Consider the following 21,720-nt stretch of genomic DNA (forward strand, 5'->3'; position numbering starts at 1 on the left):
CCCATGGATGCTGAAACGAGTTCAGCATGACGAGAATTGAAAGGCTGGAATCCACCCCAAAGCGGACGCCGCAGATAAATAACCCTTTCCTTCATTATCCCGCTGTGCCAGCCGTCATCCGGCTTTTCCATCTGGTCGATCAACTCCATCTGGTCGATCAACGCGGCGAGGCGGGCAAGAAAAGCGGGTTTTCCGACCAGAACAGCCCCTCTCGCCGCCCCGCCGCGCCACCGACCTCGCCGCCTTTTCCGACAAACCCAAATCCGCGTCTTTTCAGCCTTTCGTTCGCCGAACTTCATTTGACTTTCGCGCATCGTCAATGCGATGAACGTTGCCACACGGTCGATACGGGTTGCAGACGACCGGCACGGAGACAGTAATGGCAGATGAAGAGGTCGCCGCGCAGGGCGAACTGGCGATCACGCGCACCGGCGACAAGCTCCGCCTCGCGCGCGAGAAGGCGGGCCTGTCGCTCGCCGACGTCGCGACGCGCACGCGCATCACGCAGCGCCATCTCGAAGCCATCGAAAAGTCCGACTTCACAGAGCTTCCCGGCCGCACCTATGTGACCGGATTCGCGCGCGCCTACGCCCGCGCCGTCGACCTGCCCGAGGCCGAGATCGGCGCCGGCATCCGCCGCGAGCTGGAAGAGGACGCCTATGGGTCGCGTCCGCTCTACGAAGCCTATGAACCCACCGATCCTGCCCGCCTGCCCACCGCGCGCCTGACCTGGACGCTGGTGATCGTCGCGCTCCTGCTCGTGTCGGCCTATGGCGTGTGGCGCTTCCTGTCGGTCGAACCCGACGAGGCGCTGGTCGCTGCACAGAACCAGGCTGCCGACGATTCGGAAGCCCCCGCAACCAAGGCCGCGGCGCCCGCCCCGGCAAAGGCCGGGGCGGCGATCGCCGCCAATGCTCCCGTCGTGCTGACCGGCATTTCCGAAGTCTGGATCGGCTTCGACGACGCCACGGGCAAGACCGAGAATTGGCGCACCCTCGACGCTGGCGAAACCTATGAGGTGCCGCCCGCCTATATCGAGCAGTTCACGCTGCGTACCAGCATCCCGCAGGCGCTCAAGGTCACTGTCGGCGGCCGCGACGTCGGCCCGATCGGTCCCGCCGACACGCTGGTGAAGGGCATATCGCTGAAGCCCGCCGACCTCGTCGCGCGCGCCGAAGGCAGCCCGGCGGCGCCTGCCGCGGCGCCCAGGACCGGGGGCTGATCGCGCGCCGGATCGCCTCGTTCCGGCGACAACGCGCGACATCGCGCCGAAATGGGTTTGCGCGCCCGCGCTTTGCGGCGTTATGAATGGCTCCGCAGAATAGTTAATATCTCTTGGGGGCCAATCGGCACATGACGAAGCATCACATCACCCTTGCCGGCGCGGCCGCGATCGCGATCGCCGTGGCGGCGCCCGTCGCGCTGGCGCAGGACGCGACGGTTGCGAAGCGCGTCGACAAGCTCGAAAAGGAAATGCGCGCCGTCCAGCGGCAGGTGTTCCCGGGCGGTGCCCCGGCCTTCTTCGAGGGCGAGATCGCACCCGACGCGACGCCGGGTCAGGTCGTGAAGAGCAATTCGCCGGTCGCCGACCTCACCGCGCGCGTCGATGCGCTCGAATCGCAGCTTCGGGCGCTCACCGGCCAGACCGAACAAAATGCCTTCCAGCTCCGCGAGCTCGAAAAGCAGTTCGCCGCCTATAAGGCCGAAATGGACAAGCGCGTGCCGCCCGCGGCTGCCGGCGAGCCGGCCGCGACGCCCGCCAGCCTGCCGGTGGTCGCCGCGCCCAGGCCAGCCGCGCCGACGCCCGCCCCGGCGGCGACCGCCACGCCGCCGAAAAAGCCCGCGACGCCGCCCGCCGCCAGCGCCGGAAAGCCCGACGCAGCCCGCCTCGCGCTTGTGAAGAAGGTCGAAATCCCGTCGTCGGGCAACGAGCAGCAGGACGCCTATGATTATGGCTTCCGCCTCTGGTCGGCAAAACTCTATCCGGAGGCGCAGGCCCAGCTCAAGACGGTCGTCGCCAAATGGCCGAAGAGCAGCCAGGCGAGCTATGCGCAGAACCTGCTCGGCCGCGCCTATCTCGACGACGGCAAGCCCAGCCTCGCCGCGGTGGCCTTCTACAATAATTACAAGGATCGCCCCGACGGCCCGCGCGCCCCGCACAGCCTGATGTACATGGGGATCGCGCTCGACAAGCTCGGGCGCAAGGCCGACGCATGCAAGGCGTTCCGCGAACTCGACGAAGTCTATGGGACAAAAGCGCCGCAGGATGTCCGCACCGATGCAGCCGCCGCAAAAGCAAAAGCAGGCTGTTGACAGCGGCGACGCGGTCGAGCGCCTCGGCCGCGATCTCGCCGCGCTCGCCGGTCCCGACTGGCAGCGCCTCCATTATGGCGTCGCGGTGTCGGGCGGCCCCGACAGCATGGCCCTCCTCTGGCTGATGGCGACGCTGCTGCCCGGACAGGTCCGGGCGGTCACCGTCGACCACGGCCTGCGGAGGGAATCGGCCGAGGAAGCGCGCATGGTCGCGGGTTTCTGCGCGCGCGAGCATATCGCGCACGCGACCTTGACGCCCCCGGTGCCGCTTCGCGGCTCGCTGCAGGCCGCGGCGCGCAGCGAGCGTTATCGCCTCATGGAGGACTGGCGCGCGGCGCACGGCCTTGCGCACCTGCTCACCGCGCACCACGCCGACGACCAGCTCGAAACGATCGTCATGCGCCTCAACCGCAGCAGCGGGGTCGGCGGCCTGGCCGCGATCCGCGCGCGCTACCGGCTCGTCCTGCGCCCGCTGCTCGGGTGGCGCCACGCCGAACTGCTGCGCATCGCGCTCGATCACGACATTCCCTTCGTCGACGACCCCTCGAACAGCGACGACCGCTTCGACCGCGCGCGGCTGCGCCACGCCCTCGCCTCGCAGACCGCGATCGACGTGGGGGCGGCGGCGCGCTCGGCGGGCTGGCTGGCCGAGGCCGACGAGGCGATCGACTGGGCGGTCGAACGGCTGATCGCGAACTGGCCCGACGCCTCCGACATCGCGGTCATTCGCGACGAAGGCTATCCGGCCGAGATTTTCCGCCGCGTCGTCACCCAGCGCCTGCGCGCGAACGACGGTCAGCTTCGCCTGCGCGGCGCCTCGCTCGACGGGGTGATCGCGGCGATGAAGGGCGGCCGCCGCGCGATGGTCGGCGCGCTGCTGATCGACGCCGTGCCGGGGCTTCAGGGCACGATCTGGCGCATTTCCGCCGCACCGCGCCGAAAAGCCCGAAAATAGGACAATCTGGCTCATTGTCATTTAACCCAATTATCCTACATTATCGGGATTGAAGCGCGAACGTGCGCGAAGTTTGGAAAGTTTCCGATGCAGGACGACAAGGAACCGCAGGGCAATCCCTGGATGAAGAGCGTGATGATCTGGAGCGGCATCCTGCTCGCCATGCTCCTCGTCGCCTCGATGTTCGGCGGCGCCACCCAGCCCACCGGAGCGCCCCTCGCCTATTCCGAGTTCCGGCAGAAGGTTCAGGAAGGCGCGGTCAAGGAGGTCGTGCTGTCGGAGGATCGCGTAACCGGCAAGCTCGACAATGGCGAAAGCTTCACCGCGAACATCGTCCGCGACCCCGACCTGTTGAAGATGCTCAACGACAATAACGTCAAATATGACGGCAAGCCGACCGAGGTCCCCAATTTCTGGATGTATCTGCTCGTCCAGTCGCTGCCGTTCCTGCTGATTCTGGGCATCGCCTTCTTCGTCTTTCGCCAGGTGCAGAAGAACAACGGTTCGGGCGCGATGGGCTTTGGCAAGAGCCGCGCCAAGATGCTTACCGAAAAGCAGGGCCGCGTGACCTTCGACGATGTCGCCGGCATCGACGAGGCGCGCGAGGAACTTCAGGAAATCGTCGAGTTCCTGAAAGACCCCAGCAAATTCTCGAAACTCGGCGGCCAGATCCCGAAGGGCGCACTGCTCGTCGGCTCGCCCGGCACCGGCAAGACTCTGCTCGCCCGCGCGATCGCGGGTGAGGCGGGGGTTCCCTTCTTCACCATTTCGGGTTCGGACTTTGTCGAGATGTTCGTCGGTGTCGGCGCCAGCCGCGTCCGCGACATGTTCGAACAGGCCAAGCGCAATGCGCCGTGCATCGTCTTCATCGACGAAATCGACGCCGTCGGCCGCCATCGCGGTGCCGGGCTCGGCAACGGCAACGACGAGCGCGAGCAGACGCTGAACCAACTGCTCGTCGAGATGGACGGCTTCGAGGCGAACGAAGGCATCATCATCGTCGCGGCAACCAACCGCCCCGACGTGCTCGACCCCGCCCTGCTCCGCCCGGGCCGCTTCGACCGTCAGGTCGTCGTGCCGCGCCCCGACATCGAAGGCCGCCAGAAGATCCTCGAGGTCCACACGCGCAAGAAACCGCTTGCGCCCGACGTCGACTTGCGCCGGATCGCGCGCGGCACGCCGGGCTTCTCGGGCGCCGACCTGGCAAACCTTGCCAACGAGGCGGCGCTGCTCGCGGCGCGCAAGGGCAAGCGTCTGATCGCCTCGAACGAGTTCGAGGAAGCCAAGGACAAGGTGTTGATGGGCGCCGAGCGCCGCTCGATGGTGATGACCGAGGACGAGAAGAAGGCGACCGCCTATCACGAGGCCGGCCACGCGCTCGTCTCGATTCACGTCGAGGGCAATGATCCGCTCCACAAGGTCACGATCATCCCGCGCGGCCGCGCGCTGGGCGTGACGTGGAACCTGCCCGAACGCGACCGCTATTCGATGAACATGAAGCAAATGAAGGCGCGCCTCGCGCTCTGCTTCGGCGGCCGCATCGCCGAACAGCTCATCTATGGCAAGGACGAGCTCAACACCGGCGCGTCGAACGACATCCAGCAGGCGACCGACTCGGCGCGCGCAATGGTCATGGAATATGGCATGTCCGAAAAGCTCGGCTGGCTGCGTTACCGCGACAATCAGGACGAGGTCTTCCTCGGCCACAGCGTATCGCGCGCGCAGAACATGTCCGAAGAGACCGCCAGGCTGATCGACGCCGAAGTCCGCCGTCTGGTCGAGGAAGGTGAAAAGACCGCCCGCAAGGTGCTCACCGAGCATCTCGACGAGCTCCACCTGCTCGCAGGCGCGCTGCTCGAATATGAGACGCTGTCGGGCGAGGAAGCGCGCCGTGCGATCAAGGGTGAAGACATCGGCCGCGAGAACGACCAGGACAGGTCGGGTACGCCCGTATCGGGCCACGCCGGCGGCCTGCCGCAGATCAAGCGCAAGCCCCGCCCCTTCGGCGACGCCAACCCGCAAGGCGTCTGATTCAGACCTTGTTCAGTGATTTGAAGCGATTCCGGGCCGCATGACCAGCAGGGACATGCGGCCCGGATTGGCTTTGGCCGCGCTCGGCGCGGGCGTCATGCTGTGCGGCATGGCGCCCGGCGACATGAGCGTCGCCACCTTTCTCCAGCGCGCGAGCCTGCTCGAACGGCTGGGCCCGCTCGCCATCGCCACACCGGAAGCGCAACTGCTGAAAGGCGAGGTTATCGCCGCTGGCAGGCGCTACAAGGCGCGGATCGATGCCGACCGCAAGGCCGGTCGCAAAACGGCAAGCTGCCCGCCCGAAAGCGGCACGCTGACCCCGGAACAATGGCTTGCGCACCTGCGCAGCTACCCCGCCCAGTCGCGCAAAATGATCTCGATCTATTCGGCATTCGACGGGCTGATGCGGAAACGCTATCCCTGCCCGGCGCAATAGAATGGCTTCGAGGAGAGACGCATGAGGTCTTGCGGATCAGCGCTGCTTGCGGCCGCGCTCGTGCCGGGCGCATATCCTGTTGCAGCGCAAGGCACGCTGACATCGGGCGCTTGCTGTTCCGGTCGCGGGCGCCGCGCCGCTGGCCGCAACCGCCAGCGACGTAACCCACGTCCGCTGGTTGTGGAGCACCCCGGTTTCCCCCGGCACCTCGCGCGCCGTCGCCTTCTTCGGCAAAGTGAAGTGACCGGCACGGATCTGCGCGCGCGATGACCATCTATTGCGACGAATCCGGGGGGCTCAACGCCGGGGCGATGGCCTTCGCGGCGGCGATGCTGTCATCGGAGGCCGCGGCGGTCATTCACGCGCGCTTCCGCGCCGTCACCGGCTTGCGCGGCGAACTCAAGGGCAGCCGGATCAGCCTCACCGAGCGCGCCTATCTGCTCGAGCTGTTCGACCGCGCCGGTGGACGTGCCTGGGTTGCGGTCGCGAGGCGCGAGACGCTGGCGCCGCCCTCCGACGGCAAGCCGCCGAGCGACCTCGCGCTTTACACCGCCCTCCTCGATTTGGCGGTGAGCAGTTGGCTACCCGAAACCGGCGGCGTATGTACCGACGTGGTGATCGACGATGGGCGCTATGATCCGGCGATTCTCGCGGGCGTGCGCCAAACGATCCAGGCGGGGCTCGCGGGATGGGGGCAGGCCTCTCTCGCCGACAGCCGCCGTTCCGAGGGGGTCCAGATTGCCGATGTGATCGCCAACAGCCTGTTCAACGTCACGATCGGTTCGCCGCGCGCACAGCGCATCGGCGTGATCATCGAACCGCTGCTCGCCTCGCGCGCGATCCGCATCGCCGAACTGAATCGGCTTCGCTGACAGCAATGCGCGCCTGCCAACAAGAAGGGCCGCGGTTTCCCGCGGCCCCTTTGGCGATCGCCGTCGCTTCGCTTATTCGAAGTCGACGCCGCCACCCGCCGGGCTGCGCGGCGGCGCAGCGGCGGTCAGGCGAAGCGCTTCGGCCGAACGCGCGATCGAGCTGATTTCATCGGGCGTGTCGTCATCGTCGACGACGACCTTCTGCAGCGTGCCGACGAGCGCATCCTTGAGCTCGACCGGACGGATCGTCTGTTCGGCGATTTCGCGCAGCGCGACGACGGGGTTCTTGTCGCGGTCGCGATCGACCGTCAGCTCCGATCCGCCCGAGATTTCGCGGGCACGGTGCGCCGAGAGCAGCACCAGGTCGAAACGGTTGGGAACCTTGTCGACGCAATCTTCGACGGTAACGCGGGCCATGTTGTTTCCTTAAAAGTCGGAGAGGCCAGCCAATGGCATGGCGGCAAGCGCTGCGCGCTAGCAGGGGGCCATGCGAATGTCAATCAAACCGGCCTGCCGCAACCGCGCGCTTGCGGCCCTCGACGCGCCCGGCCTATGAGCAGGAGATGACCGATGCCGCCGTTCCCGTCAGCGAGCCCTCCGCGAGCGCGGGCGACGGGATGAAGGCAGAGGTTGGCGGCCACCGGCTCGAACTGATTTTCGACGGCGACCGGCGCCTCGAACGCCTGCTTGCGTTGATCAACGGCGCGATCCGCAGCATCGATCTCATCATGTACATCTTCGAGCATGACGGCGCGGGCACCCGCGTGCTGGACGCGATGACTGCCGCCGCGCGGCGCGGCGTGCGCGTGCGCGCGGTGATCGACAGCTTCGGCTCGGGCGATGTGGCCGACAGCGTCTTCGTGCCGCTGCGCGAGGCGGGGGGCACGGTGACCTTCTTCTCGCGCCGCTGGCGATCGAGCTACCTCGTCCGCAACCACCAGAAGTTGATCCTGATCGACGGGCATGTCGCGGTCACCGGCGGCTTCAATATCGCCGATGACTATCTGAGCAAGCCACGCGGCGACTGCTGGTTCGACCTCGGACTTGTGGTCGCTGGCCCGACCGTCGCGCGCGCGGTTCAATGGTTCGATACGATCCACCACTATACCGCCCACGACGACGGCAAGCTGCTGATGCTGCGGCGGCTGGTTCGCGAATGGAATATCGGCACGGGGCCGGTGCAGTGGCTGGTCGGCGGACCGACCGAGCGGCTGTCGCCCTGGGCGCGGGCCGTGCGGGCGGACCTCGACCGCGGCCGCCGCCTTGATATGGTGATGGCCTATTTTTCGCCCGGCCAGGGCATGTTGCGACGGATTGGGCGGCTGGCGCGCCGCGGCAAGGCGCGCTTCATCATGGCGGCGAAGTCGGACAATCCGGCAACGATCGGCGCCTCGCGCCTTCTCTACGGCTTCCTGCTGCGCCGCGGCGCAGACATCCGGGAATATCGGCCGTGCAAATTGCACATGAAGCTGATCGTCATCGACGACGTCACCTATATCGGAACCGCCAATTTCGACATGCGGAGCCTGTTCATCAATGTCGAGTTGATGGTGCGGATCACCGATGCCGCCTTTGCCGAAGGACTGCGCGATTTCGTCGCAGGCCTTGAGCCGCAATGCGACGTCGTCACCGTCGAATCGCACAAGAAGCGCGGAACCTGGCTGACCCGCCTGCGCTGGTTTCTTGCCTGGTTCGTCGTGGGTTTCGCCGACTACACCGTCACACGCCGGTTGAACTTCGGGCTCACCGAACACGACCCGCGCGTCGATGCGCTGCCTTAGGGTCAGGACCCGTGAATTGCTCGCTCAAGGCTTGAAGCGGTTTGGCTCAGGGCGAGGATCCGTGACCATTTCTATGGCCCTCCGGCGAAACCGTCGTCAGTGTCGGCTGAGTTCGTCGCGGCCGACGACCATGTAATGCACCTCGTCGGGACCGTCGGCGAAGCGCAGATGGCGCACGTCGGCATAGAGCTCGGCGAGAGGGGTCCAGTGGGAGATGCCGGTCGCGCCGTGGATCTGGATCGCCTGGTCGATGATCTGGCACGCGCGTTCGGGGATCATCGCCTTCGCCATGCTCACCCAGACCCGCGCCTCGCGGTTGCCGAGCAGGTCCATCGCCTTCGCGGCCTTGAGCACGATCAGGCGCATCGCCTCGATATCGCAGCGCGCGCGCGCGATGACCTCCAGATTCTTGCCGAGCTGCGACAGCGGCTTGCCGAAGGCGGTGCGCGAGTTGCCGCGCTTTACCATGAGATCCAGCGCGACCTCGGCCTTGCCGATGGTGCGCATGCAGTGATGGATACGGCCCGGCCCGAGGCGCATCTGCGAAATCTCGAACCCCCGGCCCTCGCCGAGCAGAATATTCTCGCGCGGCACGCGGACATTGTCGAACCGCATGTGCATATGGCCCTGCGGCGCATGATCGGCGCCGAACACGCGCATCGGACCGAGCACCTGCACGCCCGGCGTGTCCATCGGCACGAGGATCTGCGAATGCTGGCCCTTGCGCGATGCTTCGGGGTTGGTCTTGAGCATACAGATCAGGATCTTGCAGCGCGGATCGCCGGCGCCGCTGATGAAATATTTCTCGCCGTTTATCACCCATTCGTCGCCGTCGAGTACCGCGCTCGTTTCCAGATTGCTGGCATCCGACGAGGCGACGCCGGGCTCGGTCATCACATAGGCCGAGCGGATTTCGCCGTTGAGCAGCGGCTTCAGCCAGTGCTCCTTCTGCTCGGGCGTGCCGACCATTTCGAGCACTTCCATATTCCCCGTGTCGGGCGCCGAGCAGTTCAGCGATTCCGATGCGAGCGGCGACTTGCCGAGTTCGGCAGCGATATAGGCGTAATCGAGGTTGCTGAGCGGCGTTCCCGTGTCGCCGTGGGGCAGGAAGAAGTTCCACAGGCCAGCAGCCTTCGCCTTGTTCTTCGCGCCTTCGAGCAGCTCGAGCTGGCCCGGCGCCCAGCTCCAGCGATCGGCGCGGTTTTCGCCGAGCCGGAAGAATTCCTCGGTAATCGGGTCGACGTTCTCCGCAATGTGGCGCTTCACCGCGTCGAAGAGCGGCTGCGCCCCCTTCGACATGCGCAGGTCGTTAAGTTCGGCTTGAAGTTCGATTTCGGTCATGGACGGCGCTCCGCTGCAACTGGTGCGACGCTAGCCGCGCTCCGTCATCAAGCAAAATGATAGGGCGGAATATATGGAATTCATCTGGCGAATGATCAGTCGGGCTTGGACATTTCGTCGATGATGATCCTGCGAAGCCATTCGAGCGCCGGGTCGGCCTGCGCCGCCTGATGCCAGTAGAGGTAGGTTCCGCCGCGATCGACCGGCAGCGGCAGGTCGAGAAGTTGCATCGGCCACACCGCGTTAAGCACCTCGGCATGCGAGCGCGGCAGCGAAAAGAGCATGTCGGATTCGGCGATGATCTGCCACGCGGTAATCGCATGCTGGCAGCGCACCGCCGCGCGGCGGCCGAGCCCCATCCGTTCCAACGCCATATCCTCGATCCCCGGGCCGTGAGGACGCGCCGTCGCGACGACATGATCGAGCGCCAGATAGGTATCGAGGTCGATCGCCCCATCGACGCGCGGATGCCCCTTGCGGGCGACGACGACGAGCGGCTCCGTTCCGAGAAAATGGCGGCACAACCGCGCGTCGGAGGGAAGCGCAACATCGAGCGCAAGGTCGAGATCACCGTTCGCAAGCGCCGTCACCAGGTCGCGGCGGCGGAAGGTCACGCTGGCCAGCGCGACATGCGGCGCATCGTGCCGGACGCGGCCGACCAGCGACGAGAAGCGCGGCATTTCGCCCGACAAGCGGACGCCGATGCGGAACTCGCGCGTCGACTGCACCGGATCGAAGGATGCCGCCGCGTCGAGCGCCGCATCGAGCCCGCGCAGCGCCTCGCGCACCGGCCCGGCGATCGCACGCGCCGCGGGGGTGGGCACCAGCTTGTTCCCCTGGCGCACGAACAGCGGGTCGTCGAAGGCGTCGCGCAGTTTGGCGAGCGCATGGCTGATCGCGGGCTGCGACAGGTTCAGGTGCCGCGCTGCCGCCGACACCCCGCCTTTGGAATGGATCGCGTCGAATATCTGCAACAGGTTTAGGTCGAAGCGCGCCAGCCGCCGCATTATTTCACCTGCCGTTTCTCGAGCTTCCGCGCCAATGTGCGACGATGCATCCCCAGCCGCCGCGCGGCCTCCGAAATGTTGAAATTGGTTTCGACGAGCGTCTGGTGGATATGCTCCCACTCGACGGTCTTGATCGACGACGGCCGCGCGTCGAGAGGTGCGTCGACATTGCCCTCGGCGCGCTCGAACGCCGCTTCGATATCGTCGGTGTTCGATGGCTTGGCGAGATAGTAGGACGCCCCCAATTTGATCGCCTCGACGGCGGTCGCGATGCTGGCAAAGCCGGTCAGCACCACGATGCGCATTGCGGGATCGACAGCGCGCAGCATCTGGACGCAGGCGAGCCCCGAAGCATTGCCGAGCTTGAGATCGACGACCGCGAAACCGGGTTGCCACTCGCCCAGCAACCCCTCCGCCTCCTCGGGACTGGACGCGACCCGCACCGCATAGTCGCGCTTTTCGAACGAACGCCTCAGCGTTCGCGCGAAGACATCGTCATCCTCGACGATCAGCAATTGCCGCTGGCCGCTCACACCGACTCTCCGTCGGCGGCGACCGCCGACAGCGGCAGGACCACGCGCACCACCGCGCCGCCGGCATCGCGGTTGGCGACGCTGGCGCTGCCGCCAAGCTTGCGCAGCACGTTGACGAGCAGGAACAGCCCCAACCCGCCGCCCGGACGCCCCTTGGTCGAGCTGTAGGGTTGGCCGAAGCGCTCGATCATCTCGTCGCTGAAGCCCGGCCCGCGATCCGCAATCTCGATCACCGCCATACCGCCGTCGCGCGACGCGGTGAGGGCGATCCATTCGGGCGAGACTTCGGAGGCATTGTCCAGCACGTTACCGATCACCTGCCGCAAGGCAGGGTCCGAGATGATCGCGAGGTCGGCACCGAACAGGTCGTTGAATTCGACCGTCCCCGGCATTCGCCCCGCCCGCGCCTCCTCGACGAGGGCGGTCAGAAAGGCGCGCATTGTCGTGACCTGCGGGGCTTCGCCGCGCGCCTCGCCGGCCGACATCAATATGCCGCTGACGATCGCCTTGCAGCGCCGCACCGCCGCATCCATGTCGGCGAGATCCTGTTGCAATTCGGTATCGCGGGCGATCGCCGGAGCCGTCTTCCAGTCACCGATCAGCACCGACAAGGTCGACAGCGGGGTACCGAGTTCATGCGCCGCGCCCGAGGCGAGCAATCCCATGCGCACGATATGGTCCTCCTCCACCGCGCGCTGGCGGCTCGCGGCGAGCGCGGCGTCGCGCTCGCGCAAATTGCGGCTGATCCGCGTCACGAAGGCGACGAGCAGCACCGCGATCAGCAGGAAACAGACGAGGCTGCCCTTGAGGTAGAGCCCCATCGGATCGGCGGCATAGGGAGGCGGCAGGACGAGCGGCGTCGGGTCGACCGCAAGCACCCCGATGGCCGCAAGCGCCGCGGCGACAATCGCCCACGACGATGCCGGGGTCAGCAAAATCGCGCCGATCACGACCTGCAACAGGAACAGCGAGGCGAAGGGATTGGCGAGACCACCGCTGTGATGGAGTTGCCATCCAAGCGCGGCGACATCGAAGAGCAGCACGGCCGTCAGTTCGGCGTTGGTCACCGCGCGCCCGCGGCGGAGCAGGGCGAGACTGGCGAAATTGATCGCGATCAGGACAAGGACTGCAGCGAGCAGCGGCGCCCGCTGAAGCGAAATTCCCATCGGCCCGGTCACGATACCGATCGTCGCGAGTTGCCCGCCCACGGCGAGCCAGCGGAGCTGGATCAGCAGCGCCATGTTGCGGCGGCCGGCATTCGCTTCGGCGGGAGCCTCGGCAGCCACGGTCGGCAGGGTTGCGGGAATGGTCATCAATCCCGGATACGCCACAGCCGCCACGCAAAAAAGAGGCTGAGCGCGCAGAGCGCGAACCATGTCAGCGCGTAGACGAGGTGATTGTCGGGAAAGCGGACGATGGTAAGCCCGCCAACCGGGTAGCCGCCGCGGTTCGGCGTGCTATCGGCGTCGACGAAATAGGGCGCGGTCTCCCCAAGCCCCCTCGCCTTCGCGATCGCGGCGACGTCGCGCGAATACCAGCGGTTCGCGGCGGGATCGTTCGTGCGCAGGAAGGCGCCACCCGGTTCGGTGACGCGGAGCAATCCGGTAACCTCGACCTCGCCGGGCGGATTGCCTGTCGCCCGCGTCGCAGTTGCCTTGCGGTCCTTCGGTACAAAGCCGCGATTGACGATCAGGATGAAGTCCGGCGTCTTCAGCGGCGTCAGCACCCAATAGCCCGCGCCGCGTTCCGTAACGGCCTGTACCAGGGTTTCGCGGTCGTGAAGGAAGCGCCCCTTCGTACTCACGCGCCGATAGGCGTCGTCCTTCGCATTGATCGTCGGCCATCGGTCTGGACCGGGTGCCGCAACCGGCGGTGCATGAATGCGCGCCCCGACTGCCGCGACCAGTTCATGCTTCCACGCCCGCCGTTCGACCTGCCAGATGCCGAGCGCCGCAAGGACCGCCGCCACGATAAGCGCCGTGGCGACGAAGGCCGCCCGGCGGGCGCGCGTCACGGCAATTGGCTCACATCGTGCGGCGGCATCATGTTGGTGTTGAGATGGTGCATCACCCACAGCGAGCCCGCAAGCATGATCACCACGACGATGATCGTGAAGGTCAGCGAAGTGATCGACCAGCCGCCCTCGGCCTTTGGCGACATATGGAGGAAGAAAATCATGTGCACGACGATCTGCACCGCCGCGAAGGCCATGATGATCGCCGCGGTCGCTCCCTCGGAGAAGGGCCGCTCCATCACCAGCCAGAAGGGGACGGCGGTCAGGATCACCGACAGGACGAAGCCGATCACATAGTCGCGCATCGACGCGTGCGGCAACTCGATCTCGTCGTGGCCGACGGCGTAGGGATCGGCGCTCATCGCAGCACTCCCATCAGATAGACAATGGTGAAAACGCCGATCCAGACGACGTCGAGGAAATGCCAGAACATGCTGAGGCACATGACGCGGCGCTTGTTCGCAGCGATCAGACCATGCTTGCCGAGCTGGACCATCAGCACGAGCAGCCAGACGATGCCGAAGGTAACGTGCAGCCCGTGCGTGCCGACCAAGGTGAAGAAGCTCGACAGGAAGGCGCTGCGCTGCGGCGTCGCGCCGATCTCGATCAGATGATGGAACTCGTAAAGCTCGATGCCAAGGAACGCGAGGCCGAACAGGCCGGTGATCGCGAGCCAGAGCTGGACGCCCTTCACCTTGCCCTGCTGCATCTGCAGTACCGCGAAACCGTAGGTGATCGACGAGAAGAGCAGCATCGCGGTGTTGAGCGCGACCAGCGGCAGGTCGAACAGATCCTTTGGCGCCGGGCCGGCGGCATAATTGCCGCCGAGCACCGCAAAGCAGGCGAACAGGATCGCGAAGATGAGGCAGTCGCTCATCAGATAGATCCAGAAGCCCAGCATCGTGCTGTGCCCCTCGGGATGGGCGTGCTCGTCGAGATCGTAGAACTGGACGGGATCGCCCGCAGTGACGGTGTTTGCGCTCATCGGATCAGGCTCCGGCCGCCAGCTGGCGGGTGCGCGCCGCTTCGACTGCGGCGACCGTGGCCGCCGGAATGTCGAAGTCGCGCTTGTAGTTGAAGGTGTGGAAAATCGCATAGGCGATGGTCGCGGCGAAGCTGGCGATCACCAGCCACCAGATATGCCAGACCAGCGCAAAGCCCATCGCCAGGCAGAAACCGGCAAGGATGATCCCCGTCCCCGTATTGCTCGGCATATGGATATCGCGGAAGCCGTCGACCGGCCGCTCGTGCCCGCGCGTCTTCATGTCGTACCACGCGTCGAGATTGTGGATCACCGGCGTGAAGGCGAAATTATAGTCGGGCGGCGGCGAGCTGGTCGCCCATTCGAGCGTGCGGCCGTGCCAGGGATCGCCGCTCTCGTCGGCCAGTTCCTTGCGCTTCCAGATGCTCACGCCGAACTGGATCAGCATCGCGGCGATACCGCAGGCGATCACCCCCGCACCGATCGCGGCAATGACGAACCATATCTGCAGGCTCGGGTCGTCGAACACGCGCATCCGCCGCGTCACCCCCATCAGGCCGAGGATGTAGAGCGGCATGAATGCGAGCCAGAAACCGACCACCCAGCACCAGAAGCTGATCTTGCCCCAGACGACGTCGAGCTTGAACCCGAACGCCTTGGGCCACCAATAGTTGATCGCCGCGAACAGCCCGAACAGCACGCCGCCGATAATCACGTTGTGGAAATGCGCGATCAGGAACAGCGAATTGTGCAGCACGAAGTCGGCGGGCGGGACAGCGAGCAGCACGCCGGTCATGCCGCCGACGACGAAAGTCAGCATGAAGGCGATCGTCCACATCATCGGCAGTTCGAAGCGGATGCGGCCGCGGTACATGGTAAAAAGCCAGTTGAAGAGCTTCGCGCCCGTCGGGATCGAGATCACCATCGTCGTGATGCCGAAGAAGCTGTTGACGCTTGCGCCCGACCCCATGGTGAAGAAATGGTGCAGCCAGACAAGGTAGGACAGGATGGTGATGCACACCGTCGCATAGACCATCGACGTATAGCCGAAGAGCTTCTTGCCCGAGAAGGTCGAGGTCACTTCGCTGAACACGCCGAACAGCGGCAGGATCAGGATATAGACCTCGGGGTGTCCCCAGATCCAGATCAGGTTCACATACATCATCGGCGAGCCGCCGAGATCGTTGGTGAAGAAGTTCGTGCCCGCGTAGCGGTCGAGGCTGAGCAGCGCGAGCGTCGCGGTCAGGATCGGGAAGCTCGCCACGATCAGGATGTTCGAACAGAGCGAGGTCCAGGTGAAGACCGGCATCTTCATCAGCCCCATGCCGGGCGCGCGCAGCTTCAGGATCGTGACGATCAGGTTGATGCCCGACAAGGTCGTACCGACCCCCGCTATCTGTAGCCCCCAGATATAGTAATCGACGCCGACATTGGGGCTGTAGGCGATCCCCGACAGCGGCGGATAGGCAAGCCAGCCGGTCTGCGCATATTCGCCGACGAACAGCGAAATCATCGTCAGCGCGGCGCCCGCGGCGGTCATCCAGAAGCTGAAATTGTTGAGGAACGGAAAGCTGACGTCGCGCGCGCCGATCTGCAGCGGGACGATATAGTTCATCAGGCCGGTGATGAACGGCATCGCCACGAAGAAGATCATGATCACGCCGTGCGCGGTGAACACCTGGTCATAATGGTGGGCGGGCAGATAGCCCTCGGACCCGCCGAACGCCATCGCCTGCTGCAGGCGCATCATGATCGCGTCGGCGAAGCCGCGCAGGAACATGATGAGGCCAAGGATCATGTACATGATCCCGATGCGCTTGTGGTCGACGGTGGTGAACCATTCCTTCCACAAATAGCCCCACAGGCGATATCTGGTGATCAGGCCGAGGACGACGAGGCCGCCGACGGCGACGCCGAGGAAGGTGACGATCAGGATCGGTTCGTGCAGCGGCAGCGCCGCGAGCGACAGCTTGCCGAAGATTGGGTCGGTTGCAGGAAGCGGGGTCGGGGTCATGACAATCTCGGCTGCCTTCAGGACATCGGTCGGGGGGTGGAGGTATTCAGGGCCGTGCGCTCGGCTTCGCCCGGACGCGAGAGCCCCTCGCCCTTCAGCGGCGCCGGGTTCACCGGCCTGGCGTCGGGGCGGTCGGCCGACTTCATCTGCTGGCTGCACAGCGCCGCGACATAGCGCACGCTCCAGCCCGCGAGGCTGCCGGTGCCGCGCGCGGCAAACTTGTCGTAGGCGACCGAGCGGACATTCTGGATGCCGGCAATGCCCGCGCCGCCCCGGGCGTCGATCGCCATCATGTCGTGCATGCACATCTTGCCGGGCTCGACGCACATGTTGACCACCGCGTCGAATAGCTGCGGGTCGACGGTAGCGAAATGGCGCACCGGCTCCTTCTCGCTCGGCACCTCGAGCTTGAGATAGGTCGCGCGATCAAGGCCGCCATCGGTCGACGCCTTGGCATCGGCGACCCATTTGTCGAAATCGGCGGCCGGCAGGCTCTTCACCGCGAAGCGCATGTGCGAGAAACCGGCGCCCGAATAATTGGCGGAAAAGCCTTCATACTCGCCGGTCTTGTCGAAAATTCCGTGCAGCTTCGTTTCCATGCCCGGCATGGCATAGATCTGCCCCGCGAGCGCCGGGATGTAGAAACTGTTCATCACCGACGAGGCCGAGATGCGGAAACGCACCGGACGATCGACCGGCAGCGCCAGTTCGTTGACCGTCGCGACGCCCTGTTCGGGGTAGATGAACAGCCACTTCCAGTCGAGCGCGACCACATTGACGTCGAGCGGCTTCGCATTGGCCGCGACGACCTGTTCGGGCGTCGTCGCAAGCGGGCGATAGGGGTCGAGCAGGTGCGTCGCGACCCAGGTCAGCGCGCCGAGGCAGATGATGATCAGAAGCGGCGCCGACCAGATGACCAGCTCGAGCTGGGTCGAATGGTCCCAGTCGGGCTTGTAGGTCGCTTCCTTGTTGCTCGCCCGGTAGCGCCACGCGAAAAAAATCGTCAGCGCCATGACCGGAACGATGATCAGCAGCATCAGCACGGTCGAAATGACGATCAGATTGCCCTGCTGGCGCGCGATGTCGCCCGCGGGATCGAGGACGACCAGACCGCAGCCCGAGAGCAGCGGCAGCGCGGCGAACGGCGCAAGCCGCCGGATCCGGGCGAAGGAACGAGGGAGATTGCTTGGCATGACGCGCGCCTAGGCCTCCTTTGTTGCACTGCACATAGGACATTTTGTCCAATCCCGCGAGCGCCGATCATCGCGCAGGGGCAATTTCATACTGGGCGCTTTTGCCCTATGATCGACTCGCGCCGCAAACCGGCGCCAGCAGCAGGACGCCAACTATGTCTGCCGAAACCGCGCCTTCGACGACCCCGGCCGAACGCGATGCCCGCGCGCTTCACACCGACGGCCATCCGATTTCTCCCGCCGAAATCGCCATCGGCGTCATCATAGGCCGGACGTCGGAATTTTTCGACTTCTTCGTTTATGCGATCGCGTCGGTTCTGGTGTTTCCCAAGCTGGTGTTCCCGCATCTCGACCCGCTGGAAGGCACGCTCTGGTCGTTCGCCATCTTCGCGCTCGCCTTCCTGGCGCGGCCGGTCGGCACCTTCATCTTTTCGTGGATCGACCGGACTTATGGCCGCGGCGCCAAGCTGACGATCGCGCTCTTCCTGCTCGGCGGGTCGACCGCAGCGATCGCTTTCGTGCCGAGCTATCATTCGGCAGGCATCGGCGCGGCGCTGCTGCTCGCGCTGTTCCGCATGGGTCAGGGCGTCGCGCTCGGCGGATCGTGGGACGGCCTCGCCTCGTTGCTCGCGGTCAACGCGCCCGAAGGCAAGCGCGGCTGGTATGCGATGATCCCGCAGTTGGGCGCACCGCTCGGCCTGATCGTCGCGAGCCTGCTTTTCATGTTCCTGATCGCCGCCCTGCCTGCCGAGGATTTTCTCGACTGGGGCTGGCGCTATCCCTTCTTCGTCGCCTTCGCGATCAACGTCGTCGCGCTGTTCGCGCGGCTGCGCATCGTCGTGACGCCGGAATATGCCGAACTGTTCGAGGATCGCGAACTCGAACCGGCGACGATCACCGACACCGTGAGATCCGAATGGCGCGTCATCGCAGTGGGCGCCTTCGCGCCGCTCGCCAGCTTCGCGATGTTCCATATGGTGACGGTGTTCCCGCTGTCGTGGGTCTTCCTGTTTACCGAGGAGACGCCGATCCGCTTCCTGATGATCGAGGCGATTGCCGCGGTGGTCGGCGTACTGTCGATCGTCGCCTCGGGCTATCTCGCCGACCGTATTGGCCGCCGCACGCTTCTGGGCGGCACGGCGGCGGCGATCGCGGCGTTCAGCGGGTTCGCACCGCAACTGCTGGCGGCGGGCGAGGCCGGCGAAGCGGCATTCATGATCCTCGGCTTCCTGATCCTCGGCCTGTCCTTCGGCCAGTCGTCGGGGGCGCTGTCGTCGAACTTCTCGCCGCGCCATCGCTATACGGGCTCGTCACTGACCTCGGACCTCGCGTGGCTGTTCGGCGCGGGGTTCGCGCCGATGGTCGCGCTGTGGCTATCGAGCGAGTTCGGTCTGCTTGCGGCGGGCGGCTATCTGCTCTCGGGCGCGATCGGCACGCTCGTCGCGCTGTGGCTCAACCGCGAGCTGGCGCGCACGATTGACTGACGGGACCGGGACACGAACCGCCGGCGTCGTCCTCGCCGGCGGCCGGTCGGAACGCTTCGGCAGCGACAAGGCGGCGGCGCTGTGGCGCGGACGCCAGCTTGTCGAATGGTCGGTCGCGGCGTTGGCGCCCTATTGCGATATCATCTTCATTTCGGGACGCGATCATCCCGCATACGTCCGCGTGTCCGATCGGCCGGGACCTGACCTCGGCCCGCTCGGCGGCCTGGCCGGAGCGTTGTTCGCGGCGAAGGAACAGGGCCGCGACCGCATCCTGTCGCTTCCCTGCGACACGCCCGAACTACCGGCCGGACTGCTTGCCATACTCTGCGCGCAGGACGGTGCGGCTTTCGTCGAGTCCTGCCCCGTCATCGGCGTCTGGCCCGTCGCCGATGGCGCGCGGCTCGAAAGCTGGCTGGCGTCCGGGAAGCCGCGTGCAATGCGCGCCTGGACCGATGAAATCGGCGCCATCGCCATCCGCGCAGATAGCCCGATTCCGAACATCAACCACCCCGCCGATCTCGCGCATCTCGATCGCCGCTGACCGGTTGCCAAGCCCGCGGGCGCCCGATAGGGGCTGGTGCAGTGAACAGCAGCATCGAAATCGGAATCGACGAACGGGGAACCGCGGTTCACGTCAACGTGCAGGAACTGCTCGCGACGCGCCTGCTCGTGCAGGGCAATTCGGGGTCGGGCAAGTCGCACTTGCTGCGCCGCCTGCTCGAAGAGAGCGCGGGGCTGGTCCAGCAGGTCGTGATCGATCCCGAGGGCGATTTCGTGACCCTCGCCGACCGCTACAGCCACATCGTCGTCAACGCGGGCGACTATAGCGAGCGCGAGATCGCGGCGATGGGCGCGCGCATCCGCGAGCATCGCGCATCGGTGATCCTCGCGCTCGATACCCTCGATATCGAGGCGCAGATGAGCTGCGCCGCGATCTTCCTGAACGCGCTGTTCGACGCCCCGCGCGAGCATTGGTTTCCGGCGCTGGTCGTCGTCGACGAAGCGCAGATGTTCGCACCCAGTGCGTCGGGCGACGTGTCCGACACGGTCCGCCGCGCGAGCCTTGCCGCAATGACCAACCTGATGTGCCGCGGACGCAAGCGCGGCCTCGCCGGCGCGATCGCGACGCAGCGGCTCGCCAAGCTCGCAAAGAATGTCGCGGCCGAGGCAAGCAATTTCCTGATGGGCCGCACCTTCCTCGACATCGACATGGCGCGCGCCGCCGATCTGCTCGGCATGGAGCGGCGACAGGCCGAGGCGATCCGCGACCTTGAGCGTGGGCACTTCCTCGGGCTCGGCCCGGCGATTTCGCGGCGCCCGGTTGCGGTCAGGATCGGATCGACGCAGACTTCGACCCGCGCCGGAACGCACGGCCTGCTCCCGCTGCCGAGCGCCGAGCCGCAGGATATGCGCACGATGCTGTTCGCCGAGTTGGAGACGCAGCCGCTGCCGGCCCCGGCTGTTGCGCCGCAACCCGTTGCGGCGCAGGACCTGATCCGCCAATTTGCCGAACGGGAGGGCGACGACGAAGCGTCCGTGGCCGCGCCCACATTGTTTCCCGAGGTCGAGGCGCTCGACGCCGAGCCCGCGATCATCGCCGCGCTCGAGGAAATGCTCGCCGATCCCGACTGCGCCTTTCATCCCGAATCCTTCCTCTACCAGGATTTCTCGGTGCGTTGCCGGATGCAGCGGCTCGGCCGCGTGCCGCTCGACCTGCCGCAATTCCGGCGGCGCTTCGCGCTCGCCAAGGGCGGCGTGTTCGATCCGGCCGACGCCAAGTGGCGCGAGCTACTCGAGGCCGCAGCGCGGCTGCCCGACGACATGCTCGCGCCCTTCGTCCAGATCGCGCGCGCGGCGATGGAGGGCAGTCCCTGCCCCGACGACGACGCGCTCGGCCGCGCCTATGGCACCCGCTCTCCGGGGAGGATCCGGCGGCTCGTCGAATATATGGAAAAGCAAGGCGCGATCGTCGTCCGCTCCGATTTCGGCGGGCGGCGTTCGATCGGCATCCCCGAACTGGGGCTGAGCACCGAGGCCGAGTGATCGAGACGGCGGCCACCGCGAAGGGTCAGCCGATCCAACCCGCCGTCTGCGCCAGCACCCAAAGGCCGATCACCAGAAACAGGGCCGCCGCCGCGATCCGCACCTTCGCGAGATCGACGCGTTTCAGCAAGGCGTTGCCCAGGAATACCGCCGGTACATTGGCGATCATCATCCCCAGCGTGGTACCCGCCGTCACCAACGCCACATTGTGATACTGCGCGCCAAGCGCGACGGTCGCGATCTGCGTCTTGTCGCCCATCTCGACCAGAAAGAAGGCGACAAGCGTCGTCAGGAACGCCCCGAAACGCGGCTTTGGCGCGTCCTCATCCTCGAACGTGTCGGGGATCAGCGTCCACGCCGCCATCGCCACGAACGACAGGCCGACCGCATAGCGAAAAACCGGGCTATCGAGGAAAGCCGCCGCCTGCGCGCCCAGCAGTGCGGCAAGCGCATGGTTGGCAAGCGTCGCGACCAAGATGCCCAGGATGATCGGCAGCGGACGGTTGAACCGCGTCGCGAGTAGCATCGCGAGCAACTGCGTCTTGTCGCCGACTTCGGCGAGAGCGACGATCGCGGTCGAGGTGAACAGGGCTTCCATGAACAGACTCCGGGGCCGGGCGGCAGGCAATTCCAACGGACATCGTTCCCCGCCGCCCGGCCCGGACGGAAGGTTCGATGCCATTGGTCTCGCCCAAGCGGTGATCCGCTTCCTCCGCACCAC

Annotated in this window: 22 protein-coding genes; 10 read left to right on the forward strand and 12 right to left on the reverse strand. The window is 65.9% G+C overall.

What is annotated here, in order from left to right; all coding sequences use genetic code 11:
* Positions 1 to 338, reverse strand: a 338-nt coding sequence (locus tag J1N50_RS09190; RefSeq protein WP_215353214.1) for a hypothetical protein, incomplete at its 3' end; no start/stop codon positions are given.
* A 41-nt stretch (positions 339 to 379) separates the two neighbouring features.
* On the opposite strand from J1N50_RS09190, the gene J1N50_RS09195 reads away from it, so the two are divergent.
* The 6 genes from J1N50_RS09195 to J1N50_RS09220 all read left to right on the forward strand — a co-directional run bounded on the left by J1N50_RS09195 (position 380) and on the right by J1N50_RS09220 (position 6,607).
* Positions 380 to 1,222: a helix-turn-helix domain-containing protein gene (locus J1N50_RS09195; protein WP_215353215.1), complete on the forward strand. Its 843-nt coding sequence runs from the start codon at positions 380 to 382 to the stop codon at positions 1,220 to 1,222.
* A 131-nt stretch (positions 1,223 to 1,353) separates the two neighbouring features.
* Positions 1,354 to 2,313 (forward strand): tetratricopeptide repeat protein, encoded by a 960-nt coding sequence (locus J1N50_RS09200; protein WP_215353216.1) that lies wholly within the window; start codon positions 1,354 to 1,356, stop codon positions 2,311 to 2,313.
* Entirely contained in the window at positions 2,267 to 3,268 is a 1,002-nt protein-coding gene (gene tilS, locus J1N50_RS09205; protein WP_215353217.1) for a tRNA lysidine(34) synthetase TilS, read from the forward strand. The genes J1N50_RS09200 and tilS overlap by 47 nt, the downstream gene beginning before the upstream one ends.
* Positions 3,269 to 3,355: 87 nt before the next feature.
* On the forward strand, positions 3,356 to 5,299 hold the full coding sequence (gene ftsH, locus J1N50_RS09210) for an ATP-dependent zinc metalloprotease FtsH (RefSeq protein WP_215353219.1): 1,944 nt from the start codon (positions 3,356 to 3,358) through the stop codon (positions 5,297 to 5,299).
* A 40-nt stretch (positions 5,300 to 5,339) separates the two neighbouring features.
* The gene (locus J1N50_RS09215) at positions 5,340 to 5,735 is read left to right on the forward strand and encodes a hypothetical protein (protein WP_215353221.1); all 396 of its coding nucleotides are present in this window, start codon (positions 5,340 to 5,342) and stop codon (positions 5,733 to 5,735) included.
* Between the two features lie 266 nt (positions 5,736 to 6,001).
* Positions 6,002 to 6,607 carry a DUF3800 domain-containing protein gene (locus J1N50_RS09220; RefSeq protein ID WP_215353222.1) on the forward strand — a complete coding sequence of 202 codons (606 nt, stop codon included), beginning with the start codon at positions 6,002 to 6,004 and terminating at the stop codon, positions 6,605 to 6,607.
* 72 nt (positions 6,608 to 6,679) lie between these two features.
* On the opposite strand, the gene rpoZ is transcribed toward J1N50_RS09220, so the two are convergent.
* The gene (gene rpoZ, locus J1N50_RS09225; RefSeq protein WP_215353223.1) at positions 6,680 to 7,024 is read right to left on the reverse strand and encodes a DNA-directed RNA polymerase subunit omega; all 345 of its coding nucleotides are present in this window, start codon (positions 7,022 to 7,024) and stop codon (positions 6,680 to 6,682) included.
* A 146-nt stretch (positions 7,025 to 7,170) separates the two neighbouring features.
* On the opposite strand from rpoZ, the gene J1N50_RS09230 reads away from it, so the two are divergent.
* Positions 7,171 to 8,388 (forward strand): phospholipase D-like domain-containing protein, encoded by a 1,218-nt coding sequence (locus J1N50_RS09230; protein WP_215353224.1) that lies wholly within the window; start codon positions 7,171 to 7,173, stop codon positions 8,386 to 8,388.
* A 96-nt stretch (positions 8,389 to 8,484) separates the two neighbouring features.
* Here the strand turns inward: J1N50_RS09230 and J1N50_RS09235 are convergent, their stop codons facing one another.
* The 9 genes from J1N50_RS09235 to cyoA form a co-directional block, all read right to left on the reverse strand.
* Positions 8,485 to 9,729: an acyl-CoA dehydrogenase family protein gene (locus J1N50_RS09235; protein WP_215353225.1), complete on the reverse strand. Its 1,245-nt coding sequence runs from the start codon at positions 9,727 to 9,729 to the stop codon at positions 8,485 to 8,487.
* Positions 9,730 to 9,824: 95 nt separating this feature from the next.
* Positions 9,825 to 10,736: a LysR family transcriptional regulator gene (locus tag J1N50_RS09240; RefSeq protein ID WP_215353226.1), complete on the reverse strand. Its 912-nt coding sequence runs from the start codon at positions 10,734 to 10,736 to the stop codon at positions 9,825 to 9,827.
* Positions 10,736 to 11,269 (reverse strand): response regulator transcription factor, encoded by a 534-nt coding sequence (locus J1N50_RS09245; RefSeq protein ID WP_215353227.1) that lies wholly within the window; start codon positions 11,267 to 11,269, stop codon positions 10,736 to 10,738. The genes J1N50_RS09240 and J1N50_RS09245 overlap by 1 nt, the downstream gene beginning before the upstream one ends.
* On the reverse strand, positions 11,266 to 12,582 hold the full coding sequence (locus J1N50_RS09250; RefSeq protein WP_246553293.1) for an ATP-binding protein: 1,317 nt from the start codon (positions 12,580 to 12,582) through the stop codon (positions 11,266 to 11,268). Before J1N50_RS09250 ends, J1N50_RS09245 begins: the two co-directional genes overlap by 4 nt.
* Complete coding sequence (locus J1N50_RS09255) at positions 12,582 to 13,283, reverse strand: SURF1 family protein (protein ID WP_215353228.1); 702 nt, start codon at positions 13,281 to 13,283, stop codon at positions 12,582 to 12,584. Before J1N50_RS09255 ends, J1N50_RS09250 begins: the two co-directional genes overlap by 1 nt.
* Complete coding sequence (gene cyoD, locus J1N50_RS09260) at positions 13,280 to 13,645, reverse strand: cytochrome o ubiquinol oxidase subunit IV (protein WP_215353230.1); 366 nt, start codon at positions 13,643 to 13,645, stop codon at positions 13,280 to 13,282. The genes J1N50_RS09255 and cyoD overlap by 4 nt, the downstream gene beginning before the upstream one ends.
* The gene (gene cyoC, locus J1N50_RS09265) at positions 13,642 to 14,268 is read right to left on the reverse strand and encodes a cytochrome o ubiquinol oxidase subunit III (protein ID WP_215353232.1); all 627 of its coding nucleotides are present in this window, start codon (positions 14,266 to 14,268) and stop codon (positions 13,642 to 13,644) included. Before cyoC ends, cyoD begins: the two co-directional genes overlap by 4 nt.
* Positions 14,269 to 14,272: 4 nt before the next feature.
* A complete protein-coding gene (cyoB, locus tag J1N50_RS09270) occupies positions 14,273 to 16,279 on the reverse strand; it encodes a cytochrome o ubiquinol oxidase subunit I (RefSeq protein ID WP_215353234.1) in 2,007 nt (668 codons plus the stop codon).
* Positions 16,280 to 16,296: 17 nt separating this feature from the next.
* Positions 16,297 to 17,472 (reverse strand): ubiquinol oxidase subunit II, encoded by a 1,176-nt coding sequence (gene cyoA, locus J1N50_RS09275; protein ID WP_215353236.1) that lies wholly within the window; start codon positions 17,470 to 17,472, stop codon positions 16,297 to 16,299.
* 155 nt (positions 17,473 to 17,627) lie between these two features.
* Between cyoA and J1N50_RS09280 the strand changes: the two genes are divergently transcribed.
* Genes J1N50_RS09280 through J1N50_RS09290 form a run of 3 tightly spaced genes read left to right on the forward strand, consistent with a single transcriptional unit; the run spans position 17,628 to position 20,999 of the window.
* The gene (locus J1N50_RS09280; RefSeq protein WP_215353237.1) at positions 17,628 to 18,956 is read left to right on the forward strand and encodes an MFS transporter; all 1,329 of its coding nucleotides are present in this window, start codon (positions 17,628 to 17,630) and stop codon (positions 18,954 to 18,956) included.
* A complete protein-coding gene (gene mobA, locus J1N50_RS09285) occupies positions 18,949 to 19,497 on the forward strand; it encodes a molybdenum cofactor guanylyltransferase (RefSeq protein WP_215353238.1) in 549 nt (182 codons plus the stop codon). Before J1N50_RS09280 ends, mobA begins: the two co-directional genes overlap by 8 nt.
* 41 nt (positions 19,498 to 19,538) lie before the next feature.
* Positions 19,539 to 20,999, forward strand: coding sequence for a helicase HerA domain-containing protein (locus J1N50_RS09290; protein WP_215353239.1), 1,461 nt, complete (start codon positions 19,539 to 19,541; stop codon positions 20,997 to 20,999).
* 25 nt (positions 21,000 to 21,024) lie between these two features.
* Here the strand turns inward: J1N50_RS09290 and J1N50_RS09295 are convergent, their stop codons facing one another.
* Positions 21,025 to 21,597: a TMEM165/GDT1 family protein gene (locus tag J1N50_RS09295; protein ID WP_215353240.1), complete on the reverse strand. Its 573-nt coding sequence runs from the start codon at positions 21,595 to 21,597 to the stop codon at positions 21,025 to 21,027.
* Between the last annotated feature and the right edge of the window lie 123 nt (positions 21,598 to 21,720).

Source organism: Sphingopyxis soli (assembly GCF_018682675.1).
Classification (GTDB): domain Bacteria; phylum Pseudomonadota; class Alphaproteobacteria; order Sphingomonadales; family Sphingomonadaceae; genus Sphingopyxis; species Sphingopyxis soli.